14 protein-coding genes and 3 pseudogenes are annotated in these 23648 nt (G+C 41.9%); 12 read left to right on the forward strand and 5 right to left on the reverse strand.

The features are described 5' to 3' along the window. Nucleotides 1-26: 26 nt before the first annotated feature. From cofG to F7734_RS24580, 3 genes are all read left to right on the forward strand, one after another. Nucleotides 27-1049, forward strand: a complete 1023-nt coding sequence (gene cofG / locus F7734_RS24570) for a 7,8-didemethyl-8-hydroxy-5-deazariboflavin synthase subunit CofG (RefSeq protein ID WP_243147051.1) — start codon at nt 27-29, stop codon at nt 1047-1049. Beyond that, nucleotides 1039-1365, forward strand: coding sequence for a type II toxin-antitoxin system PemK/MazF family toxin (locus F7734_RS24575; RefSeq protein WP_243147052.1), 327 nt, complete (start codon nt 1039-1041; stop codon nt 1363-1365). The genes cofG and F7734_RS24575 overlap by 11 nt, the downstream gene beginning before the upstream one ends. A gap of 112 nt (nt 1366-1477) precedes the next feature. Then, on the forward strand, nt 1478-1720 hold the full coding sequence (locus F7734_RS24580) for a type II toxin-antitoxin system PemK/MazF family toxin (protein ID WP_279239756.1): 243 nt from the start codon (nt 1478-1480) through the stop codon (nt 1718-1720). A 24-nt stretch (nt 1721-1744) separates the two neighbouring features. On the opposite strand, the gene F7734_RS24585 is transcribed toward F7734_RS24580, so the two are convergent. Together F7734_RS24585 and F7734_RS24590 are read right to left on the reverse strand one after the other, a co-directional pair. Beyond that, nucleotides 1745-2281 (reverse strand): SMI1/KNR4 family protein, encoded by a 537-nt coding sequence (locus F7734_RS24585; protein WP_155747166.1) that lies wholly within the window; start codon nt 2279-2281, stop codon nt 1745-1747. Between the two features lie 11 nt (nt 2282-2292). Further along, nucleotides 2293-2616 carry an HNH endonuclease signature motif containing protein gene (locus F7734_RS24590; RefSeq protein WP_155747168.1) on the reverse strand — a complete coding sequence of 108 codons (324 nt, stop codon included), beginning with the start codon at nt 2614-2616 and terminating at the stop codon, nt 2293-2295. Nucleotides 2617-2993: 377 nt separating this feature from the next. Here F7734_RS24590 and hflX point away from each other — a divergent pair, with 377 nt between their 5' ends. The 7 genes and pseudogenes from hflX to gshB all read left to right on the forward strand — a co-directional run bounded on the left by hflX (nt 2994) and on the right by gshB (nt 12715). Beyond that, nucleotides 2994-4796: a GTPase HflX gene (gene hflX / locus F7734_RS24595; protein ID WP_166482125.1), complete on the forward strand. Its 1803-nt coding sequence runs from the start codon at nt 2994-2996 to the stop codon at nt 4794-4796. Nucleotides 4797-5105: 309 nt separating this feature from the next. Next, nucleotides 5106-5366 (forward strand): glutaredoxin 3, encoded by a 261-nt coding sequence (grxC, locus tag F7734_RS24600; RefSeq protein ID WP_155747172.1) that lies wholly within the window; start codon nt 5106-5108, stop codon nt 5364-5366. A 732-nt stretch (nt 5367-6098) separates the two neighbouring features. Continuing rightward, nucleotides 6099-6668: pseudogene (locus F7734_RS24605) on the forward strand (reverse transcriptase N-terminal domain-containing protein); the annotation flags it as partial. A gap of 508 nt (nt 6669-7176) precedes the next feature. Then, nucleotides 7177-8961 (forward strand): reverse transcriptase/maturase family protein, encoded by a 1785-nt coding sequence (locus F7734_RS24610; RefSeq protein ID WP_166481678.1) that lies wholly within the window; start codon nt 7177-7179, stop codon nt 8959-8961. Between the two features lie 109 nt (nt 8962-9070). Beyond that, nucleotides 9071-10054: pseudogene (locus F7734_RS24615) on the forward strand (reverse transcriptase domain-containing protein); the annotation flags it as partial. A 157-nt stretch (nt 10055-10211) separates the two neighbouring features. Then, nucleotides 10212-11573, forward strand: coding sequence for an RNA-guided endonuclease IscB (gene iscB / locus F7734_RS24620; RefSeq protein WP_155747176.1), 1362 nt, complete (start codon nt 10212-10214; stop codon nt 11571-11573). Nucleotides 11574-11731: 158 nt separating this feature from the next. Then, a complete protein-coding gene (gene gshB / locus F7734_RS24625; RefSeq protein ID WP_347566274.1) occupies nt 11732-12715 on the forward strand; it encodes a glutathione synthase in 984 nt (327 codons plus the stop codon). Between the two features lie 393 nt (nt 12716-13108). Here the strand turns inward: gshB and ftsZ are convergent, their stop codons facing one another. From ftsZ to F7734_RS24640, 3 genes are all read right to left on the reverse strand, one after another. Continuing rightward, entirely contained in the window at nt 13109-14413 is a 1305-nt protein-coding gene (ftsZ, locus tag F7734_RS24630) for a cell division protein FtsZ (RefSeq protein WP_155747177.1), read from the reverse strand. A 446-nt stretch (nt 14414-14859) separates the two neighbouring features. Beyond that, nucleotides 14860-15105 carry a hypothetical protein gene (locus F7734_RS24635; RefSeq protein ID WP_155747179.1) on the reverse strand — a complete coding sequence of 82 codons (246 nt, stop codon included), beginning with the start codon at nt 15103-15105 and terminating at the stop codon, nt 14860-14862. A 204-nt stretch (nt 15106-15309) separates the two neighbouring features. Further along, nucleotides 15310-16263 carry an FtsQ-type POTRA domain-containing protein gene (locus F7734_RS24640; RefSeq protein ID WP_155747180.1) on the reverse strand — a complete coding sequence of 318 codons (954 nt, stop codon included), beginning with the start codon at nt 16261-16263 and terminating at the stop codon, nt 15310-15312. An 871-nt stretch (nt 16264-17134) separates the two neighbouring features. Here F7734_RS24640 and F7734_RS24645 point away from each other — a divergent pair. Then, the gene (locus F7734_RS24645; protein WP_155747182.1) at nt 17135-18472 is read left to right on the forward strand and encodes a P-loop NTPase fold protein; all 1338 of its coding nucleotides are present in this window, start codon (nt 17135-17137) and stop codon (nt 18470-18472) included. A 175-nt stretch (nt 18473-18647) separates the two neighbouring features. Beyond that, nucleotides 18648-23638: pseudogene (locus F7734_RS24650) on the forward strand (hypothetical protein). Nucleotides 23639-23648: the final 10 nt, after the last annotated feature.

A 23648-nucleotide genomic window follows, 5' to 3' on the forward strand; every position in this document is an offset into this window, starting at 1 on the left:
ACAATGAAGGGAAGAGGAGGATATTTATGCCAACTTCCCGAACTGTTACTTACAGTCCTGCTTATACAATTGTGCCGACGTATGAGTGTTTTAATCGGTGTACGTATTGCAATTTTCGCACCGATCTAGGTAAAGGTTCCTGGATGACCATTTCGGATGCAGAAAGGCTTTTAAAACAACTCCAAAATCAAAATGTTTGTGAAATATTAATTTTGAGTGGGGAAGTGCATCCCCATTCTTCACAACGTCAAGCTTGGTTTCAAAGAATTTATGACTTATGCCAATTAGCGTTTTCTATGGGTTTTTTACCTCATACTAATGCAGGACCTTTGAGTTTTGAAGAAATGCAAAGGCTTAAGGAAGTTAATGTTTCTATGGGGTTGATGTTGGAGCAGTTAACCCCTATATTGTTGGAAACTGTTCACAAACATGCGCCAAGTAAATTACCAGAAGTGCGGTTACAACAATTACAGTGGGCGGGAGAATTAAGAATACCGTTTACAACTGGGCTACTTTTAGGTGTTGGCGAAACAGAAAAAGATTGGTGGGAAAGTTTAGACGCTATATCTGCTCTTCAACAAAGATATGGCAATATACAGGAAGTTATTTTGCAACCTCACAGCCCTGGCAGTCAACAGAGTTTGGATGCTCCACCTTTTAATCCATGTCAGCTTCCAGAAGTTATTTCTCAAGCACGTCTGATATTACCGGAAGATATTACTATTCAAATTCCACCAAATTTAGTTCAAGATTCACAATGGTTATTAGAATGTGTGGAAGCTGGTGCTAGGGATTTGGGTGGTATTGGACTAAAGGATGAGGTGAATCCTGATTATCCTCATATTCAGTACCAACGATTGCAAGAAATTTTGGCGTCTGGTGGTTGGGATTTGGTTCCGCGTTTGCCTATTTATCCGCAGTTTGATGCTTGGTTATCGGTGGAATTGCAAGTGGAGGTTAAGAGGTGGCGGGATATGATTGAAAATAAAAACCGCAGAGGCGCAGAGTACGCAGAGGAAGAGAGGAAAGAGAGAGGTTATGAGTTCTAAGAGGAGATGCGATCGCTCTCATCATTTACCTCTTCTTCAGTTTTTACCTATACCGAAGACTGGGATATTGAAAATGAATAATCCCAAACGAGGTAAAATTTGGATGGTGCAATTCGATCCAACCAGAGGGCAAGAAATTCAGAAAACTCCACCTGCTGTTGTGATTAGTTCTAATATGTTGAGTACTATTGCAATGCGGATAATTGTTCCTGTAACAACTTGGCAACCTAAATTCCCAGGGCAAACGCACCATGTCAATAAAAATAGCACATTCTCAATAACACCCTATTTTTTCGCATTAAACCATATTTATTGACAATCACTATCGTAATAATTTTTACATTGATTTTACGGTTTAAAAAATAAGATTAACGAAAAATCCTATTTATACGTCAAACACACAAACCTGATTTTTTGTCCATTTAGTTTTGTTAATTTTAAGTGCGTTTGCCCTACCTAAATTCCAACATCGCCCTTTTATGGTTCTTATTCAGCCAACTAATGACAATGGTTTAGGATCTGAGTCAGCAGGTAATGTTTTACAAGTTTGGAGCGTGACAACTGAGCGATTTGTCCGGCGTTTGGGAATAGTGTCTGAAGAGGTTATGCAGAAATTACTAGCAGTTTTAATCATCTGTATTGATTATTCTCCTGAAGCAACAACTGATTAATTGCTTTGATAAAGATAGTTGGCGTTAAGAAACTACCACTGGCGCTCGATTTTCCCAAAACTTTTCCCCCCTAGCTGCTATAAAGTTACTAAGAAACTCTTCTAGAGAACTCGCTGCCTTATACCATTCCTCACGCTCATCCAATGGCAAAGCAATCATTACTTCTCCGAAATCAGGTGTCTGTTCGTTGCATCTAAGTACTAACAGTTCAGAATCTCCTAAAAATTCCCCTAGAATTAAATCTGATACTTGAAAATCTTCTGGTCTTTGAGAAATCTTTTTCTCTTGCTCTTTAATTGTTTTATAGGGTGACCACACAATAAGACCCCACTGACCATGGGTAGTATCTTCAAACAAGCGTAGTCCTGACGTTTTATTCCAAAGTTGCTGTACTGATTCGGGTAACTTAATCTCTAAAATCTCCTCAAGTCTCTTTGGTTCCCAAGGTTCCGGTGGAAGAATTTGACAAGCTAAATTCAAAGGTATAGAAATATCCATTGTATTGACAGTCCCTAAAGACTGTATTTTCTCAATCAAAATTTCAATATTTTGTTTTTTCATTGCTTGAACTCCTACCAATTTCGCCAGAAGACATTAAACTCATCTTGATGCAATTGTCTTAAAACAGGAACAATATTATCAAAATCATTCATCCCACCATATTCTCTAGGTTTGATGTGATGTAGATCGTATTCCTTCCAACCGCCAGGTAGGTCAGGATAACCTCTGCGATACCATTCAGCGATATACTCCCCACGCTCTTTCAGTCCCCACGAAACCCTTTCCGCTTTCAAGACTTTAACCAAATCACCTTTAGGAAAGGGTATATATTGGTTAGTCCTAGGATCGGTAATTGAAGGATATTCTTTCCCAACCCGATTAGTTATTTGACTCACCTGATTGACTTTATTGTCTCTTTAGATTGTACTCTCTATATGTTCTACTAAGCTGCTGAGTATTACTACTTTTTCAGGAAGTTTATTTGTTTTGGAGTACCGCTACCGTATTTTGTGTCACCGATACAAAAGTAAATTTAAATGTCTTGTGGGATGGGCATCCAGCCCGTTCTTCATTATGTCGGGCGAGACGTCCGACCCATAAGAAAAGGTAGGACAGAAAATATAAGTAAAATAATAGACAAGAAAATTTGTTTCTCCCCATCCCCATCGGATACCCGCACCTGAACTCTTATTGCGAAGAGTTGGCATCCTCAAAGCATGATGTAAAATAGTAAGAGTAGGATTCGGGGGACCATTACTGGTCATAGGCGCTTATCGAGACTATTTTCGGTAATCTCCAAGGATTAAAATCGAGCCAGCTGAAACAACTACAGCGGCTGTATCACCAGCGCATACCAGGCGATCGCATCACAACGCCTGAGTTTTCCCAGCGACTGGCTGCTATTAGTACCGAGCTGAATCAGCCCGTGTGTACTTACCTCAACCGTCGCGGACAAGTGATCCGCGTAGGGGTCGGGACACCACGGCAAACGCAAATTCCACCTCTGGAATTGCCGCGTTACGGTGCTGAACGACTGAGCGGTATCCGTTGCATTGCGACTCATTTGAAGTCAGAACCGCCTAATGAAGCGGCGCTGACTTCTATGGCGTTGCAAAGATTGGATGCCCTTGTCATGCTTAATGTGACTGGAACGGGATTTCAACGCCGAGGTGGCGGTGCGACTGGGTACGTTAAGGAAGCTTATTTAGCTCACTTAGCACCCCAAGACGCTCGTGCCTTTATTACCAGTCCGGCGATGAGAACGGCTGCTCCCTATCTTTCTTCTTCTGAAGGAGGCAAGGAGGAACCTAAAGGACAACAGGGTAACCTCACACCGACTAATTGGAGTGCTAGCTGGAGCATATCACCTGCTTTAAGCTTGGATATGTTGACAAAACAGGACTTCATTGAGTTGGTGGAGGGTCTCGAAGAAGAGTTCCGGCGGGAATATGTCGCTCAAGATGTAGACACAGACCACGATCGCGTTCTAATTGTTGGGGTGATGACGGATGAGCTAACGTCTCAACAATTCCAAGATACCCTGGAAGAACTGGGGCGATTGGTAGATACCGCAGGCGGAGAAGTCCTGCAGAAAATGAGACAAAAGCGATCGCGCATCCATCCCCACACAGTAGTTGGCGAAGGTAAGGTACAAGAAATTGCCTTAACTGCCCAAACTCTGGGAGCAAATCTGATCGTATTCGATCGCGATCTCTCACCCGCTCAGATTCGCAATTTGGAATCCCAGATTGGGGTTCGAGTGGTGGATCGCACTGAAGTTATCTTAGATATTTTTGCTCAACGCGCTCAATCTCGTGCTGGTAAATTACAAGTTGAGCTAGCGCAGTTAGAGTATGTGCTGCCGCGTTTGACTGGTAGAGGTCAAGCGATGTCCCGGCAAGGGGGCGGTATCGGGACTCGCGGTCCTGGTGAAACTAAGCTGGAAACGGAACGCCGTGCTATTCAACGGCGCATTGCCCGATTGCAGCAAGAAGTGAACCAACTTCAAGCACACCGAGAACGATTGCGCCAAAGACGGCAACATCAAGAAGTTCCGTCAATCGCTATTGTTGGATATACCAACGCTGGTAAATCTACTTTATTAAATGCTTTAACTAACGCTGAAGTTTACACGGCTGACCAATTGTTTGCCACTCTCGATCCCACCACACGCCGCTTGGTTGTTCCTGATGGGATGGATGGTGACACTCAAGAGGTTCTGGTAACTGATACTGTAGGATTCATACACGAATTGCCCGCATCGCTGATGGATGCCTTCCGTGCCACTTTGGAGGAAGTTACCGAAGCGGATGCCTTATTGCATTTAGTGGATTTATCTCATCCTGCATGGTTAAGCCATATACGCTCGGTTCGAGATATTTTGGCGCAAATGCCAGTGACTCCTGGTCCAGCCCTGGTTGTTTTTAATAAGATTGACCAAGCAGATAGTGAAACCCTAGCACTTGCAAGGGAAGAATTTCCTCTAGCAGTATTTATTTCTGCAAGCAATCGCTTGGGATTGGAAACCTTGCGTCAGCGTCTGGGTCAGCTGGTACAATATGCTACCACCTGCTGAGTAGCTTCATCCAATTGACTCAGCATACTCGTTCCCAGGCTCCGCCTGGGAATGCCTTAGAAGAGGCTATGCCTCTCTTTGTGAGATAAGTCGAGGCAGAGCCTCAAACCATGCATTCCCAGCCAGAGTCTGGGAACGAGAGTAACCACTCAGCAACGAGAGTAACCACTCAGCAACGAGAGTAACCACTCAGCAACTAACAACTAACAACCAACAACTAACAACCAACAACCAACAACTAACAACTAACAACCAACAACCAACAACCAACAACCAACAACTAACAACCAACACGAAGTTGAGAAAATTATGGCTGCAAAAGTAGAAATTTACACTTGGAGAACTTGCCCGTTTTGTATCCGTGCTAAACAATTACTGACAAAAAAGGGAGTTCACTTCACTGAATACAGCATTGATGGAGATGAAGCAGCACGGAATAAAATGGCTCTACGGTCAAATGGAAGGCGATCGCTGCCACAAATTTTCATTAACGACCGTCATGTTGGTGGCTGTGATGATATCCATGCCCTAGACTTTCAAGGAAAGTTAGATGAGCTACTCGCCTCCTAAAAAATTGTCAGCACCCCGCACTAAAGTGACGGGGCTTCATGCCTCAGCATTTTAGTTAGTTGACCAGCCTAAGTACTTTGTGTACTACGTTTGAAGGAAAGTTAAAAACTCACCAGCAAATGCGTAGCCAGTTTGCTGCCCTGGGATCGAATAGTTAAATAGTTTTACGAGGGGGTGCGATTCGTTGTGGAAGAATCCCGGTATCCAGTCCGGAAATAACTCCACCAACCTGACGGCAGATTACCGTCATTAAGGCTGAACTCTCGGTCGGATGTGGGTGCAAGCCCCACTCATCAGACTCAGATGTAACTCCCGACCTGCCCACGGCGACCGTACTCGGAATTGCGGAGACCGAAGCTGGGAACAGGGCACAACCAGACATCCGTTGCGGGATGACACTGGTGCTAATGGGGGGTTCCTATGGTGAAACCGAGCCTACAAAAGCAACCCAAAAACAAGCGGGGCGCAACACAAAAAAACCTCGACTTCACTGGAGCTAATTCCCGCCTCAGTACCCTTCGGTAGAGGCAAGAGTCTAGGGGATTCAGTGGTTGAAATGGCTACACCTAACGGAACTATCAATCTGACTGAGGGAACGAAGAAAAACGGATTGAAGGTCAAGGGAAAGGTCGAACCCCTTGTAGGCAAGACGAGTTGCGGAACTCCTTCGATTCGGGTAGGACACAGCGTAATTGCTGTGAGGTGTTCAGAGTAAATGAATTGGAGTAGAGCATGATTAGACGCAGTAGCAATACTAGCGAATCCTGGAAGACGTTACCGTGGAAGAAATTCCGCCAAAACCTATTCCGCCTGCAAACAAGAATTTATAAAGCCGTTTGTGTTGGTGACTACCGGAAAGCGAAGTCCCTCCAAAAGCTGATTCTGAAATCCACCTCAGCACGGTTGCTTGCTGTACGCCAAGTATCGCAGTTAAACGCTGGTAAAAAGACCCCAGGAATCGACGGCATAGCCAAGCTCACCTTTTCGCAACGGTTTGACCTAGCGAATGAGCTACTACGTCACGGCAGAAACTGGCAACACCAGGGACTACGCGAAATCCCCATTCCTAAGAAGGATGGCAAGATGCGAATTCTCAAGGTTCCGACTATGGCAGACAGGGCGTGGCAATGCCTCGTCAAATACGCACTAGAACCAGCGCACGAAGCGACCTTTCACGCTAGAAGCTACGGATTCAGAACAGGACGTTCCACGCATGATGCACAGAAATTCCTGTTCAACAATCTCAATTCAAGAGTGAACGGAATATCCAAGCGAGTCATCGAATTGGATATCGAAAAGTGCGTGCGCCGCGACGATTAACGCGGTATTCCCAACCAAGTTGGGAGAGACTAAGAAGAATGTCTCTAAGTCAACCAACTTACCTGGAGTCGAAAGACAAAAGGGACAACAGCATGTTGGTAAAGCCGGAAATGGAGAGAAGGCGTTAAAACCATTGTTCGGCAAGACTTGTGTGACAAGGTGAAGATTAAACTATCTGAAGCCCAATTCTGACGGTATACTCGATTACCTATTCCTACAACGCCTAAAAGGAATAATCGTTTGTGTGTAGTTTTAAGCATTTGAACCACACAACTTCTTTAAACGAAGTCAGCCACCGATGAGATGGCTTAACGAATGAGTGGGACACCTAAATCACACTGATACGTACCGAGTTGATGAAGCGCGGGATGGTCTATGGGACGCGAGTCCTATGACTACAGAGTTCCCATAGTAGTCCGAGGGCGGGAAAGCCGTCCACATGGCAAAGGGGAACAGGTATTTCTTACATTGTTACCGAGAGGTACGCGAGATGCGAAACGCCGAAACGGTGTTAAATGTAATCCGAGACAGGGGGTACCGGGGTTTACCACTGGATGATGTCTACAGACAGTTGTTCAATCCCGACTTGTACCTTTTAGCGTATAGCCGCATTTATAAAAATGCTGGAGCAATGACGCCTGGGATAACTCAGGAAACTGCTGACGGAATGTCCATGAAAAAGATTGAAACTCTTATCGAAGAGATTCGATATGAACGCTTTCGATGGACACCAGTGAGGCGAATTAATATTCCCAAGAAAAATGGGAAAACTCGACCACTAGGTATTCCTACTTGGAAAGACAAATTGGTTCAAGAAGTAGTACGTTTAATATTAGAAGCGTATTATGAACCCCAATTTTCCGACAACAGTCATGGTTTCAGACCAAAACGCGGATGCCATACGGCGCTAACAGTAATAGACCGCACTTGGCAAGGAACCAAGTGGTTTATTGAAGGAGATATCAAAGGCTGTTTTGACAACATAGACCATAAAATCTTAATGTCAATTCTGTGCGAGAAAATCCAAGATAACCGCTTCCTGAGATTGATTGAAAACTTACTCAAGGCAGGTTATTGTGAGCAATGGAGATATCACTCCACCCTCAGCGGAACACCGCAAGGCGCGATAGTATCACCCATACTCGCCAATATCTATCTTGATAAATTCGATAAATTTATCGAACGGACACTTATCCCAGAGTATACAAGAGGTAAAGCAAGGGCAGAAAATCCGGAATACTCAAAACTCGTAAAACTTGCCTGGTATTACAGGAAGAAGGGACAAATTGAAAAAGCGCGTCAACTGGAAATTCAATACCAGCAAATGCCTTCCAAAGATGTTCGTGACCCTAAATACAGAAGGCTAAATTATGTGCGGTACGCTGATGATTTTCTACTTGGATTCATTGGTTCATTTCAAGAGGCAAAAGAAATCAAGGAAAAATTGAAGACATTTCTAGCGGAAAATCTTCAGCTAGAATTATCTAAAGAAAAGACCTTAATTACTCATGCTAGAAACGAAGCAGCGAACTTCTTAGGTTACGAAATTCTAGTTCAATATTCCGACACTAAGCATACCAATGGTAAGCGCTCAATTAATGGAATTACTGGACTAAGAATTCCCACAAGCTTTGTAGAAGAAAAATGTTCTCTCTATATGAGAAATGGGAAACCCATTCACCGCCCTGAATTAATAAATGATGATGATTTCACTATCATCAACATTTACCAATCAGAATATAGAGGGTACGTACAATTCTACAGCCTTGCTCAAAACATCGCGTGGCTCCAAAAACTCCAATGGGTTATGTGGAGTTCGTTGATGAAAACTCTTGCTTGTAAACACAAAACTAGCGTGGCTAAAATTTGCGCGAAGTATCACAAGACGGTAAAACTGCCACACGGTCTAAGAAAGTGTGTCGAAATCACCGTCCCAAGAGAAGGCAAGAAACCCTTAGTGGCTCGTTTCGGTGGTATACCACTAAAACGCAACCTAAAAACAATCATAGAAGACCTGCCACGAGCGCGAAAGCCCGCGTTCAGAAATGAACTGATTAAACGGCTTCAAGCTGATGAATGCGAGATTTGTGGGGCAAGAGGTGATATTGAAGTTCACCATATTCGCGCCCTCAAAGACCTCAAAACCAAAGGTAGAAAAGAAAAACCGCAATGGATGCAAATCATGTCCGCACGTAGGAGAAAAACTTTGATGGTCTGCCCTCAATGCCATGATGCTATACACGCAGGTAACCCCGCAGGTAAACAAGTCTCATGATAATGGAATACTGGAGAGCCGTGTACCTGGAAACTCGTAAGCACGGTTCGGCGGGGGCTAGTTGGAAAAGGAGCCAATAATTGGAAACCTCGCTAGCTAGCTACCCACTTTCGACAGGATAAGCCATTCGGCGATTATGGACAGACTCATTGCTACACGTAGCATCAGGCAAGGAATACTTCGTTGCCTCAAAGCCGGAGTCAATCCAGAATTCCCCGAACAAGGTACCCCCCAAGGGGGAGTGGTGAGTCCTCTACTCGCGAACATTGCGCTCAATGGGATTGAGGACGTTCACCAAACCAGAGGCATAGCAGACCGTAAACGCTGTATGGTGTCTCAATGCGTCAGATACGCTGACGATATGGTGATTATACTTAAACCAGAAGATAACGCGCAAGAAATACTGGACAAAATCAGCAAGTTTCTTGCCGACAGGGGGATGAACATCAGTGAAAAGAAGACCAAGCTAACCGCTACGACAGATGGTTTTGACTTTCTCGGTTGGCGCTTTAAGGTGCAAACCAACGGAAAGTTTCGATGCGTCCCTTCTGCGGATAACTTCAAAAAGTTCCGTCAGAAAGTCAAAGCCATCGTCAACAATTCAAACTATGGTGCTAGGGTAAAAGCCCAAAAGCTTGCGCCTATAGTGAGAGGTTGGAGGAATTACCACCGCTACTGCAAAATGGATGGCTCAAGATTCTCCTTGTACCACATTCAGCACAGAGCGCTTAGGAAGTTCAATAAAGAAACCAAACAGAGCTACCAATCTAGCAAGAAACTACTAGATAAGGCGTTCCCTACAGTTTCTTACTCCGAAAACAATCATATCCTTGTCAAGAGAAACAAATCTCCCTTTGACGGTGATATCACCTACTGGAGCCAACGTAACAGCAAACTCTACGACGGTGAAACCTCTATTGCCTTAAAACGGCAAAACCATACTTGTGCAGCCTGTGGATTAAAGTTCCTATCCGATGAGCGAGTACACCTCCATCACATTGACGGGAACCACGCCAACCGGAAAAAAGTAAACCTGATAGCAGTCCACGAAAGCTGTCATGATTACTTGCACATGAGCAAAAGCGTAAGCTAAGAACGTCGGAAGCTGGGTGCAGGGAAACCCGCACGCCCAGATTTAACAGAGAGGTGCGGGGCATCATAGCCCCCATCGACTCTACCTAAAACAGTGCTATTTGAACGTACTACTTTTAAACATTGGCGAGGCTAACATCACCCGAAAGGAGGGACTTATGTCCAAAGTATTTGTAATTGATACCAACAAAAAACCGTTAAATCCGATTCATTCAGCCCAAGCAAGACAACTTCTTAGAAATGGAAAAGCAGCAGTTTTTAAACGTTTCCCGTTCACGATTATCTTAAAAGAAGCTAGACCGGAAGCACCCGTTCAATCTTTGAGATTAAAGATCGATCCCGGTTCTAAAACAAGCGGAATCGCTATAGTCAACGACTCTACAGGAGAAGTTGTATTTGCAGCTGAACTCAAGCACCGAGGTTTTGCGATTCACGAATCTCTAACATCTAGAAAACAACTTCGTAGAAGTAGGAGAAATCGCAAAACCAGATATCGCCAACCGCCAAAACATGAATGGTTTAGAAAAGGTAACAAACAACCTTGTCCTAAACAACGTAGAAGCTGGATAGCCCCAAGTTTAATGAGCAGAGTTCATAACATCAAAACTTGGGTTGAAAGATTGCGAAAAGTTGCACCAATTAAAGCTATTAGTCAAGAACTAGTACGCTTTGATATGCAATTAATCCGCCATCCCAATATCCAAGGAAAAGAATATCAACAGGGTTTTCTTTTCGGCTATGAAACACGCGAGTACTTACTTGAAAAGTGGAAGAGAGAATGCGCTTACTGTGGTATTAAAAATGTTCCATTTCAAATAGAACACATTCACTGCCGAGCTAAGGGAGGTAGCGACTCAATTACAAATCTGACTCTGAGTTGTGAAAAATGTAATTTAAAAAAGGGAACTAAAGACATTAAGGATTTTCTTAAAAAAGCTCCGGCAAGATTAGAAAAAATATTGAAACAAGCCAAACAACCCTTGGCAGATGCAGCAGCAGTTAATTCAACAAGATTTAAACTCTTAGAAGTACTAAAAGAAACGGGTTTACCTGTAGAAACAGGAAGTGGTGGATTAACCAAATTTAATAGGACTCAACAAGGATTAGAAAAGACACATTGGATAGACAGTGCTTGTGTGGGTAAATCAACACCAGAAAAATTAAACGTTAAAGGAGTTAAACCATTACTAATTACAGCAAACGGTCATGGAACAAGACAAATATGCCGTACTGACAAATACGGCTTTCCAAATCGTCATTGTTCAAGAACCAAATTTCACTTTGGTTTTCAAACTGGTGATATAGTTAAAGCTATTGTCACAAATGGAACGGTAGGCGCTTCAAGTCGGGGAACCCGCCCAACGCGCTGCCTCAAAAAAGTTGGCGAATATGTTGGACGTATCGCAACTCGTGCAACTGGTAGTTTCAACATATCAACAAAAGATGGTTTAGTTCAAGGAATTTCTCAGAAATATTGTAAACAGATTCACAAAAAGGATGGATATTCGTATGTATTTTAAATTATTTAGACTGCCATTAAAATGGCACGAGTCGTGCTTCCTCCGTGGTCTAAAGACACACGGTTTCCGCACTCCCGGAAGCTTTTAGATGAATTCTCAACGCTCGAACCTTTAATAATTCATAATTTATAATTCATAATTCAGTTGAGGCAGAAAGCGTGAAACTGGCTTTTATTATCGACCCCATCTACCAGCTCGATCCTTGCCACGATACTAGTGTTGCTTTAATGGAAGCAGCACAAATTATGGGACATGAGGTTTGGATTACTCAAGCTAACTTACTTGCTGTGGTAGAAGGCAAAGCTTGGGCAGTTCTGGAACGGGTGGAACTTGTACCAGTGCAATTGGTGGAGGGACGTTATCAAAAAACCGACTCTTGGTACAAATTGACCGATACCTCTGGCACTGCCCTTTGCCTAGAAACAATGGATGCCGTGTTCATGCGAACCGATCCACCTGTCAATACCCCATACTTATATGCGACTTATATTCTAGATTACATCGACCAAAACAAAACTTTGGTGATTAACAATCCCAGAGGTATTCGGGCAGCAAACGAAAAAATGTATGCCCTTCAGTTTACTCAAGCAATTCCAGAAACTATTGTGACTGCTGACAAGCAGTTGATTCGTCAGTTTGTAGAAGCTAAAGGATCGGCTGTTCTCAAACCACTGGGAAACAAAGCAGGAGAGGGAATTTTATTCTTAGAACCAAGCGATCGCAATTTCAACTCCATAGTCGAACTGAGCACCCTCCAAGGTCGAGTTCCGGTCATGGTACAAACCTACTTAAGTGAGGCAAAAGATGGAGATAAGCGTATTATTTTGCTGAATGGCGATCCTATTGGTGCTGTTAACCGCCTTTCTGCCCGTGGTGAATTTCGGAATAATATGGCTGCTGGTGGTACCGTTGCAAAGGCGGAAATCACCCTTAGGGAACATGACATTTGTGTGCAACTAGCAGATACATTACGCCAAGACGGTTTAATTTTTGTTGGTATTGACGTTATTGGCGGTTATCTTACCGAAGTTAATGTCACCAGTCCTACTGGAGTCAGAGAGATAGACCGATTGGACGGAATTCGTCTTGGAGAACAGGTGATTCAGTGGGTCGAGCGGGTGGTAAGCAAAAATAAAAAATAGTTTACAAGCATTTTGGTACTAACTTCTCCTTCCATAAAACTGGTAGTGAGAAGTTTTTAACTATCTGGGCGTAATTTCCCAGGCACCCTGGCAAATCTATATGGTAGTAAAAAACTGGAAATTACAGTAAACAGTACCGGGTGCCAAAACAGTCTAGGTAAGCAAAGTGATTAGATGTAGAAAAACTCCCACAACCTCAAGAACTGCAATCGGCAAAACCTATAACTAATGAAATATAGTACCAATTTGAAACAAGAATGTGACAGATAGTTGGGTGAGATTGAATCCACACAAAGGCGTTCTCAATCCAAAATCAAAAATAATCCACTCTTGCTAAGGCTTGAGAACCTTAAAATTTCTTAATTGGATTGTATTCATCAATTGATACTTTATTTAGTTATTCCGAGGTGGACGTCGGCTGCGAAGGAAATCCGGTATATCCAAACCCGGTTTTTCTTTTGGTTCGGGAAGAGGTGATGGCGGATTGATAGGTGGTGGTGATTGTTGTGGCATTTGTCTCCTTCCTGGGGGTGGAGGAGCGACTACCCCTCTAGGTTGATTGACATTTTGAGGTGGTGCGGACTGGGCGTCACCTGTAAAACCGGTAGCAATGACGGTTAGCCTGACCTCCCCTTGCAGCCTATCATCAATCACGGCTCCAAAAATAATATTGGCGTTGGGATCGACGACCTCATATATCGTTTCAGCAGCAGCGTTCACTTCATGCAAGGTTAAGTCGCTACCGCCAGTTATGTTAAAAACAACACCTCTAGCCCCTTCTATGGAACTTTCTAGTAAAGGCGAAGAAATGGCTGCGATCGCAGCTTCTCTTGCTCGTGATTTTCCCGACCCAATACCGATCCCCATCAATGCCGAGCCTGCATCTGCCATGACAGCCCTGACATCAGCAAAGTCAACGTTTATCAAGCCGGGGATCGTAATTATATCAGATATACCTTGGACACCTTGACGCAGCACATCATCTGCATAGCGAAAAGCATCTTGCATGGGTGTTTGCTCGGGGATCACTTCTAGGAGCTTGTTATTGGGGATGATAATGAGCGTATCTACCCGACTTTTTAAACCCTCAATGCCTTGCTCTGCTTGCTGAATGCGCCGGCGTCCTTCAAAGATAAACGGACGAGTGACGACACCCACAGTAAGAGCGCCCATTTCCTTGGCAACTTCTGCAACAATTGGAGCCGCACCAGTACCTGTTCCGCCTCCCATGCCCGCAGTGATAAACACCAAGTCCGAACCTTCTAAAGCCCTAGCAATTTCGTCTCGCGATTCCTCAGCTGCCTTCTGACCGATTGCTGGATTGCCACCCGCACCCAAACCTCGCGTCAATTTCTGTCCAATTTGCAAGCGGCTTGGAGCTGCTGTTAGGGTGAGAGCCTGAGCATCGGTATTAATTGACCAAAACTCTACCCCTATCACATCGGATGCAATCATGCGATTAACAGCATTACTCCCACCACCACCAACACCAATGACTTTGATATTGGCAACTCGACCGGGAACAATGTCGCCCATACGGGTATCTTCGCGCTCGACTTTCTTACTGTCATGATTTTGACTAAAGTTTATAGTGGAATGGCTGAAGGGATTGGTTGAGTTAGTGGACAGTGAGTACCCCGATTGTCCGGGTAACTGTGAGTTTTTATAGGTAAGCCCTTGGTTATTATCAAGTGTCATTGGATTTGCGGTCTTGTAGATAAACGGCTTTTTCAGGTGTTATTCACCTAGTAGTCAACTATAAGTCTGACGCTGCCACAATGTATGGCATTGTTTGCTTTTTCTTTTTACTTCCAACCCAACGAGTGAATTGGAGGCACGAAAGCTAGCTATTGGGTGTACCATTATGGCATCTAGCTCACAGCTAATTAAAAGTGAAGTATACCTATGTTTACCTAAAATGGACTGAGATAGCTTCCACTCTTACATCGATAGCTTCACTGCTATGAAAGCTGATTTTGATTAGTATACCTTTGGTATCTCCAATAATTTCTCCGTATTTTTGCTAGTGATTGACACCAGAAACTAACTCTGTCGCAGGAGAACCATTATTTTCTTCTGCTCCTCGTTTCATACACTAGGTGTTTTTTAGGATAAATTTAAATTATTTAAAATCCTTCACTCCACTAGTGTTTCAAAACCTTTGTAGCTTCAAGATTCCCTCCTCGAAGTAATTTTAAGTTATTGCGTAACGCACAAGCCTGAAATAGCTGCATAATTTGTAAAGACCTGCCGTGGCAGGTCTCTTGATTTGTCATAAGAGTTTGCACTTGCTGATTTCCCATTATGGATTCTTGCAACTGAAGACGAATACTAAGTACGCTGTAGGCGTTTTCCAGATTCAACGCTACGATTGGAGTATCTAACATCATGCACCCCGTCTTAAGATGTTAGGGTAAAAACAACGTATCGTTTTCTCCCAAAATGAAAGATTATATGATTGTTTCTTCCATTTTAATGAGAAATTTACGCTGATTTTTACATAAGTGGCACGGAATAACAAAAATTCTATACTCATCAGCATAGAACTTCTCTAATAATTAATTGTGTTTTATACATCAAACACAGTAATTTTTTTAAGGTTTGGGTGCGTTTAGCAACCGTTTTTTTTGGTTCATTTGTACTAAAGGTTGTTCGGGATTTTTTAGATCGATGTACTCTATTTGGCTGAGATTCAGTTGTGCTGGTAGGTAACGCATCTGTGCCAATACCTTGATTTTTTCAAGGAGTTGAAAGTTGGGTGCTCCAAAATGTACGTTTCCCAATTCTGTTTTCAAAATTAAATTTGTTGGATCTTGAAAATCAATTTCCAAAACCTTCACAGAACTTTGGGTAATAGCTTGATAAAGTGGACTCCAATAGGGGCGGTATTGCTCTGGGGAACCAATAACCTTAAGGCTGGGTAACTGTACATTTGGATTTAGTGGTTTCTGCTTACCTAGAGGCATCCAAACACCATTGGCATCAAGTAACCCTACAGATACTTTTTTATTGATAGAACCTTTGTTTCCCTGCTCTTTACGAGTAGGGGCGATAGAGAATACCGCTTCCGATGGACAATCACTTGGGCGGCTCTCCCCCTGCGTTAAAGGCACGGGGCAATCCTGCATAGCAGTATTGGGGCGTATTACGCGCTCCGCAAGCGCTACAGGTTCTCGCTCGTTAATCTGGACAATTAACCCTGGTGGAAACAAACGACGACTCACTGTTGCTTGTGCAATAGTCGGTTCCTGTTTTAGCGATTCAGCAAGCCTGTAAGGTTCTATACGCCATAGAGACTGTGGGTAAGAGAGTACCAGCAATGACTGAACTGCTTCGTCAGGTAGTAGATGATTACCTAATATAACTATATCTTTAGAAGTCTTTAATACCCAAATTGGTTGGATGGCTACCCATAGCAATCCACTTGCTAGCGAACTCACGGCAAAAGTTCGCCAAGCAGCCCGAATAAATTTCATCTGTCGTTGTTGACGTAACTTTTTACGTCGTCCTTCCAAATCTGCACGGGAAACTGATACTATACCAGCCATTAAAACCCTTCCACCCTTTCATACCGAGTCATTGTTGCGCTCGTATCATTACGTAATTTTAATCAACACTGTTAACTTGGTAGACTTAATTTTCATCACCCTAAAATTTTATTACACCACTTAGATCGGGATTGTAGCTAAGCGTGAATTTTTTATCATTGAGGTTTATAACAAGGAATGCTTATGAATGTAGCCTTTCCATCTCGTAATGGCAACCATTTTTTCTGAAAAAGCTACAATCACGGTATTGACAAAATATTTGTTATTTGCATATTGATTTTAGCAACGAGTATTGAGCAAAAAGCCTTGGGCAACGGGCTTTGGGCATTGAGAATTCAGAATTAGGAAGCGGAATTAAATAACTTTTAACAATGCTCTCTTCCCATCCTCTATTTCTCATACTCAATTTTACCAAATTGCCATCTCTAACCGTCTCCAAAATATGTAGCCTCTTTTTCTACGTATCAGTAACATTTAGAACATTCATGTGATGTTTTTCTTTCCTAGCTCATGTCATAATTTACTAAAATACTATCTATCACAAGATAGTTGACAAGAATGAAAAAACATACATCAAGATATATGGTAAACTTTCTAAAGCTGCACATTGCAGTTTGTCAAAACTATAACACTAGCTGTAAAAAGGATTATTGGCTTAATGCATCAGGGGTAACTTAATCTCTACTATAGTATGGAGTGTGGGTGATTTTACAAGCCTGCTTTCAATACCTTATTGAGAGCTAATTTTCAAGAAATACATTTTGCTATCAAAACGGGATAACTGTTTTGAGTCAAATATAAATTGTATGTAATTTCACTCAGCATTACTTAAGTAAAGTTAATTGATTTGTATAATAAAATCAGCATCTACATGAAAACAACACTGAATTTATCACGCTTTTTCAAAGCCTGTAACCCCAGTAAGACGTTGGTTATGGGAGACGCATCGGACAGGCAATACTACATCGACTTCTCTGCTGTACGCGGCTGTAAAATAGTAGAGGAATTGCAGCGGACAATCACCCGTATTTCCCCAGAGGAACCGACTTGTCAGTTATTTACAGGTCATATTGGTTGCGGCAAGTCAACAGAGTTGCAAAGACTTAAAGCAGAACTAGAACTAGCTGGATTTCACGTGGTGTATTTTGAATCCAGTCAAGATTTAGACATGGCGGATATAGATGTTAGCGATATTTTGCTAAGTGTAGCCCGTCAGGTTAGTACCAGTTTAGAAACAATAAATATCAAAGTTAGACCCAGTTACTTTGCCAACTTGTTTAAAGAAATAGGGGATTTTTTGCAAACCCCTATAGATATATCAGCACAAGCGGAGTTATCATTAGGGATCGCTAAAATAAGTGCTAAAACAAAAGACAGCCCTCAGTTGCGAACTCAATTGAGGCACTACTTAGAACCACGTACTAACAGTATCTTGCAAGCAATTAACGAAGAAGTCTTGGATAAGGCTATTGAACAATTGAAGTTACGGGGTCAAAAAGGGCTAGTCGTAATTATCGACAATTTAGATAGAGTTGATATGCGTCCGGTAGCATCCGGGCGATCGCAACCAGAATATCTCTTTATCGATCGCGGCGAACAACTCCGACGACTCAAATGCCACGTTGTTTACACAATTCCCCTGTCATTAATATTTTCTAACGAGTACCAGACACTTAAAAACCGCCTTGGCGGTGGTGTTGCGCCCAAAGTTTTACCAATGGTACTTGTGCGCCAAAGAGATGGTAGTGATTACGAAGCAGGAATGTCTCTATTAAGACAGCTTGTGTTAGCAAGAGCTTTTCCCGAAATACCACCATTAGAAAGGCTGGAATTCACTACAGAGTTATTTGATAAACCCGAAACCCTCAATCGCCTGTGTCGAGTTAGTGGCGGTCACATTCGTAATTTACTGGGATTGCTTTATAGCTGCTTGCAAAGAGAAGATCCACCTTTTTCAGAGGATTGTTTGGAAGCTGTTATTAAAGACTATCGTGACGATCTCTTGCTAGCTATTGATGAAGAAGAATGGCAACTACTGTATGAAGTTATACAACAGCAAAGCTTAAGTGGCGAGTCAGATTATCAAAGATTGCTTCGAAGTATGTTTGTTTTTGAATACCGAGATCCCCAAGGGCGCTGGTTTGGTATTAGCCCTGCATTGGCAGAAACAGACAAAGTTTTGACTTGGCAGAAAAATCAATTTAAATAGTCATTTGTCATTGGTCATTTGTCAATAGTCATTTGTCATTTGGCATAAGTTATTTCTTCTTGTCCCGATCTCATAACTACCAACGATGACAAGCGTCTCGCCTGTCCTACATCACCATTGTACGGGCAATTGCGCTCCTAGTAACCACTAACTACTAACCACTAACCACTAACCTATGAAGGAGTGCTATTTTGAGCTAGAGAATCAAAGAGAAAATCAAGGTTCTCTACAAAGATTAATAAGAGCGATCGCACTTTCGCAAGGTCAATTTGCTCTGATTTTAGCTCGCTGCAATTACCGCCAACTTCAAGAGCAAATTATGACTGCTTTCCGTTCTCTTAATAGGGACAAGTACGTCCAAGAAGTTGTTCTTTCTCCAACAACAACAACTTTACATAGCACTTTATTCCAAGTGCTTTATCCAGAGAATTCTGACCTTGCTATCGATTCTTTTCCATCAGGTTTAATGGTTTTTGGGCTTGAGTCAGTTATTTTGATTGAAGATCTCCTCACTGGCTTTAACCAAGCACGGGATATTTACGCCCATAATTTTCCTTTTCCCTTGGTTTTATGGCTGACAGATGAAGTAGCCATGCTGCTGTCAAGATTAGCACCTGATTTTAAGAGTTGGGCGGCAACAACTATAAAATTTGAAATGGCAAAAAAAGATTTAATGGCTCTGGTACGCAAAGAAACAGAGTCATTATTTGCCAAAGTTGTAGAGGCTGGTGTCAAAAAATTTTTACCCAATACTGCCCTTGATTTAGACCCAAAATCACAGCACCGTAAAGAAATTGAATCAGCTCGTCAGGATTTACTTCGCGTTTACAATGTCACCCTAGAGACAGATTTGGAAGCAGGACTTGAATTTGTTTTAGGTCGCGATTATTATGCTAGAGACGAAATTGATAATGCTTTATCTCATTATCAACAAAGTTTAACTCTTTGGCAGCAGCAGTTAAGATTTGAAGAAATTTCATCTTCTTCTTCCTATTTTCTTAGATACGCAATAGTATTATTTCACTTTGGATTGTGCTATCTTCGTATGGCAGATTTACGCCCATCTGTCAGCAAAAGATACTGGCACGATGCTCTTGTCTGGTTTCAAAGATGTTTAGATATTTTGGAGACTATACAAAGACAAGATTTAATTGCCAAATTTATTTTGCTCGCTTGTGAAATTTTGAAAAACTTGCAAGCCTGGGAAGAGTTGGAAAAACTAGCTTGCAAATCTCTAGAATTACACGAAATCTATGGAAATCCAGCACAAATTGCTCAAGATTATGGCTTTTTATCAGCTGTAAATACTTCTAAATCTAATTGGCTGCAAGCTTATGAATTAGCAAGTCAAGCATTAAATATTGCGGAAGGTGCTTCTGATGTTTCACGGCAAGAGGAAAGCTGGTATCTTCTGTTGCTTGGACGTGCCCAAAGATATCTAGGTGAGTGTTCTGAAGCAATCAATAATTTGGAATGGGCAAAAATTGTTTGTGAGTTGCAGTACGATCCTTCACTTTATTTAGAGATAATCAAAGAATTACATTCTCTCTACTTTTTTGAAGATCGTGACTACCTGGAAGCTTTTAAGCTCAAGCAAGAAAAAATTCAAATAGAACATCAGTATGGTTTTCGTGCTTTTATAGGAGCGAGTCAATTACAGCCACAACGTTACAGAATTAATCCCATACATAGTTCTAAGGAAATTCCCTCTTTTCCCGAAGAAGTTGCTCGGGAAATAGCAACTTCTGGAAGGCAACAAGATGTGAATCGTTTAATTGAAAGGATGACTCGTGCTGATTGTAAACTCACAGTTATTCACGGCTCAAGCGGCGTTGGGAAAAGTTCAATCATTAAAGCTGGGTTATTACCAGCCTTAAAACGAAAAGTTATTGGCGATCGCCTGCCTATAACGGTTTGCTTATCTGTATATAATGATTGGAAGGCTACAATTTTCCGCAGTATTAATTTGACAATTTTTAGTAATGAATCACCAGAATATTCAGAAAGTTCAATATTAAGTATTATTCAAAAAATTAAATTTGCTACTCATCGAAATTATATAATAATTCTCATTTTCGATCAATTCGAAGAATTTTTCTTTGTAAATACAGAATCACAAGTGAGAAAAGAATTTTATGATTTTTTGTCCGAGTGTTTAAATATTCCCTTTGTGAAAGTTATTCTTTCTATGAGAGAAGATTATTTACATTATTTATTAGAATTAGAACGTTACAGCCAGTATCAAAAAAATGATTGCAATTTAGGAATTATTAATGGAGACATTCTTGATAAACATATCAGATACTATCTCAGTAAATTCTCCAGTCAAGATGCAATTAATATTATCAAAAGCTTGACTCAGCATTCTTATTATGAAGCTCAAGATAAATTGATTTCTAAGTTAGTACAAGATTTAGCAGGTGAAGTTGATGAAGTTCATCCAATTGAATTACAAATTGTAGGTGCTCAATTGCAAGCGGAAAACATCACAACTCTTGAAAACTATCTGATATGTGGAGGTTCAGAAAAACTGGTACAACGTTGGCTAGAAGAAGTTATCAAAGATTGTGGAGAAGAAAATGAATATACAAGTTGGCAATTACTTTTTGAGTTAACTCATGAAAAAGGTATCCGACCTCTTAAGACTAAAGCTGAGTTACTATCTGCCCTAGTTCAAGAGGAAGGGGGGCAGGGGAGAGGGGGGGCTAGGGGAAACTTCTCCCTCCCCTTCCTTTCTGCTAGTTTAGAACTCATTTTAGAAATTCTTGTGGCAGTGGATTAGTACTGAGAATGCGTGAAGAATCAGGCGAGCGCTATCAGTTAGTTCATGATTATTTAGTAGAACCTATTCGTCAAAAAAATAATTATGAAATTGCCGCTCAGTTAAAAAAAATTCGCTTTGAAAAAAACAGAGCAGAAGTTGCTCAAAAACTCTCTCAACAGCAACTAAACTCAGTTTTACAACGAAGACTGGGCGAAGCCCGTTTAGTAGGGTTTTTATTAACCATATTATTAACAGCAATAGGAGGATTGTGGTGGAACGCCCATTTACAAAAAAAAGCAGCAATACAGCAAACTTTACGCGCAGAACGTAGCGAAACTAATTTAAAAATTAGTGCTTTAACAGCAGCAAGTGAAACTTTATTTGCCTCTAATAAAGAGTTTGATGCTTTACTGGAAAGTTTACGAGCGTTTCGGAAAATGAAACAAGCACGGGGTATACTTCCAGATACACAAATGCGAGTTGTAACAGCCCTGCAACAGGCAGTGTATGGAGTCACAGAGGTAAACCGATTGGAAGGGCATCACGATATAGTTTGGTCTGTCAGTTTTAGCCCTGATGGTCAGTTGTTAGCATCAGGTAGTACAGATCGAACGATAAAACTGTGGCGTCGTGATGGATTTTTACTCCAAACCCTCAAAGGTCATAGTGATGCTATAACTTGCTTAACTTTTAGTCCGGATGGGCAAACTTTAGCCTCTGCCAGTCTTGATAAAACCGTAAAAATTTGGCGCAGAAACTCCATCACAGGAACTTTTGACCTATTATCATATAAAACTCTCCAAGGACATAAAGATTGGGTTTATAGCGTAAGTTTTAGCCCTGATGGTGAAATACTCGCTTCTACAAGTAAGGATGGAAGTATATATCTTTGGCATACTGATGGTAGCTTAGCAAAAATACTTTACGGGCACCAAGGTTGGGTGAATTGGGTATGCTTTAGCCCTAATGGTAAATTTATTGCTTCAGCTAGTGATGACAAAACCATAAAAATTTGGCGGCGAGATGGTCGTTTGATGAAAACTTTATTGGGACATCAAAAGGGGGTGACTTCTGTTGCTTTCAGTCCTAACGGTGAAATGCTAGCATCAGCAGGAAGGGACAAAACCGTTAAACTTTGGCGCTTGTCGAAGAATCAAGATGGCTTAGCCTTTAATCTTTACAAAAATTTACAACAACATAGTGCTACCATTTGGAGTGTTAGCTTCAGTCCTAACAGCCACCAATTAGCTTCAGCAGGTGATGATAATACTATCAGTCTCTGGAGTGCTACCGGTACATTCATTAAAAGTTTTAAGGGTCACAGCGATGCTGTTGCTAGTGTGGTTTTTAGCCCAGATAACAAGCTTTTGGTGTCAGGAAGTTATGACAAAACTATCAAACAGTGGAGTTTAGTCCCTCCAAGGCAACAGATTTTAAAAGGTCATACCGACAGAGTCTTGAGCGTTGCTTGGAGACCGGATGGCAAAATGTTAGCTTCAGGTAGTCGCGATTGCACGGTAAAGTTGTGGTTGCCTGACCGTTATGCTAGTGGCATGAAAACCCGTCTTTACAAAACTTTAACGGGACACAAAGACAGAGTGCCCAGCGTCAGTTTTGACTCATCAGGTCAAATCTTAGCTTCTGGGAGTTATGACAAAACTGTCAAACTTTGGCGAAGTGACGGTACTTCGATCAAAACCCTTAGAGGGCATACTGATAGCGTTATGAGTGTCAGTTTTAGCCCTGATGGAACGTTATTGGCATCGGGTAGTAAAGATAAAACTGTTAAGCTTTGGAATCGTGAAGGTAAATTGCTTGCTACTTTGCAAGGGCATAACGGTTGGGTAAATAGCGTGAGTTTTAGTCCCGATAGTCAGGTTTTAGCTTCAGCCAGTGATGACCAAACAGTGAGACTTTGGCTGCGAGATGGTACTTTGCTCAAGACTTTTTCTCCTCATGAGGGTTGGGTGATGGGTGTAGGGTTTAGTCCTACCGACCATTTGTTAGCATCTGCAAGTTGGGACAACACTGTGAGATTGTGGCAATGGGATGGCAAGTTGTTAAAAACTTTACTGAAAGGATATAGTGACAGTGTTAATGCCGTGACTTTTAGTCCAAATGGTGAGATTATTGCTGCAGCAAGTTGGGACAGTACTGTCAAACTTTGGAGTCGTGATGGTAAGTTAATTAAAATTCTTAACGGTCACCAAGCCCCAGTATTGGGTACTAGCTTTAGCCCTGATGGTGAGACTCTGGCATCAGCTAGTGATGACAACACAATTATTTTGTGGAATTTAGATATTCATGACCTGCTGAATCGCGGATGCTATTGGGTAGGTGATTATCTCAAGTACAACCGCAATGTTGACCAGCGCGATCGCAATTTGTGTTATAGAGATTAGGGGTTAGGGG

The sequence above is a fragment of the Scytonema sp. UIC 10036 genome (assembly GCF_009725235.1).